This is a genomic window from Pseudomonadota bacterium (genome assembly GCA_010028905.1).
Taxonomy (GTDB): Bacteria; Vulcanimicrobiota; Xenobia; order RGZZ01; family RGZZ01; genus RGZZ01.
In genome coordinates this window covers 1-1,760 of sequence record RGZZ01000728.1, presented here as the reverse complement: position 1 = coordinate 1,760, position 1,760 = coordinate 1, and the positions used below count along the sequence as shown (strand labels likewise).

Below are 1,760 nucleotides of genomic sequence, written 5' to 3'. Positions count from 1 at the left end.
CCCGCGGTGATCTCGCGGTGCAGCCTGCGATAGAGGGTGTCTGTTGATTCTGCATCATCAGGCGCCCCCACGCTTGCCGCTCCCTCGTCTCGCCCCATTTGCAGCCCCACCGCGATCCGCGTCCAGATATCGCGCAGCATCACCCCGTCGGGGCGCGAGTCGCCGCGCGGCGCGAGGCAGGAATTTTGCCACTGCACCCGCCGGCAGGCGTTTGTGCGGCTGCCTGGCTTCTCAGCGAACATGGCCGAGGGCAGCGCCAGCACCTCGGTGGCGCAGCCGGGGACGCGTTCCCAGAAGCGTGCGGTCTCGTTGATGAACGGGTCGATGCTCACCAGCAGCCGCAGCCTGCCCAGCGCCTGCTCGACGGCGCGGGGATTGCCGCTGCCGTGCACCGGGTTCTGCCCGAGCAGCATCACCACCTCGAGATCACCGCGGGCGAGCGCCGCGTGCAGCGAGTGATGATCGCCGTCGCGTCGCTTGGGCAGGCGCGTGTAGGCGGCTTCTGCCCTGTCAGCAGCCCACACGCGCAGCAATCGGCGCAGATGACGCGCGGGCGCTTCGCCGTAGCGCGCCGCGTAGGCCTCCAGATCCGGCTCGTCGACGGTGGGCGCGGGGATGGCGCCCGGTAGGTGGTGGTAGAGCCCGCCCAGATCGGTGGCCCCCTGGATGTTGGCGTGCCCCTTCATGGGATACAGCCCGCCGCCCGCACGCTCGAGGTTCCCCAGCAGCGCCTGCAGGATCGCGGCGGCCCGCACCGTTGCCACACCCGAGAGCTGCTGGGTCACCCCCATCGAGAAGATCACGGCGGTGGGACCGGTGTCGCACACCCGATCGGCCAGGGCGCGCACGTCGTCGGGATTGAGGCCAGTCACCGCGCACACCATCGCCTCGGTGTAGCGCGCGAAGTGCCGCCGTAGCGCGCTCAGCACCGAGCTTGCGTCGGTCAGGTGCCCCTGGCCGCGGTACGACCAGACCCGGGTGTCGTAGCCTCGCCGAGACGTATCCCATCCGCCGAATCGACCGTTCTCCGCGTTGAGCTCAGCAGCGGCGTCGATGAGGAAGCCTGCGTCGCTGCGCTGCTCGAGCCAGGCGGTGTCTTCGCGCTGTCGTGCCAGCAGCTGGTTGATGAGTCCGCAGAGCAGCATGAGATCGGTGCCTGGACGCAGGGAGAGGTGAAGGTCTGCCCCCTGAGCCGTGCGTGAGGCGCGGGGGTCGATCACGGTCACCCTCGCGCCGCGCGCCCGCGCGCCGTGCAGGTAGCGCGCCGCGATGGGATGGGCATCGGCGGGATTGGCGCCGATGATGACGATGCTGCGGGCGTCGAGCAGACTGGCCCAGTCGTGGGTGGCCCCCGTGATGCCGAGGGTGGCGCCGAGGGCGGCGGTGGTGGCGGCGTGGCAGGATCGTCCCTGGTGATCGAGATCGAGCACGCCGAGCATGCGGGCCAGTCGCACGAAGAGCCAGACTTCCTCGTTCATGGCGGTGGCGCCGCCAAAGAAGCCGATTCCCGTGGCTGCGGCGCGCGCTGCGTCGAAGGTGCGCGCGCGGGCGTCGAGCAGGCCGCGGCTCACGATGTCGAGGGCTTCATCCCACGCGATCGTCGTCCATTCGCGCTGGCCTGGCGCGCGCCTCAAAGGGGTGAGCAGCCGCTCGCGCGAGGAGACCTCGAAGGTGGCAGCGGCTCCGCGCGCGCACAGGGCGCCGTGGTTCACAGGGTGGGCTGCGTCGCCTCGAAAGCGGGGCACGGGTTCGGCGGGCTC

At 70.7% G+C, this 1,760-nt stretch carries 1 protein-coding gene; it reads right to left on the bottom strand.

The window, feature by feature from the left end; translation table 11 throughout:
- On the bottom strand, positions 1-1,760 hold a 1,760-nt coding region (locus tag EB084_24765), incomplete at both ends, for a hypothetical protein (protein NDD31477.1).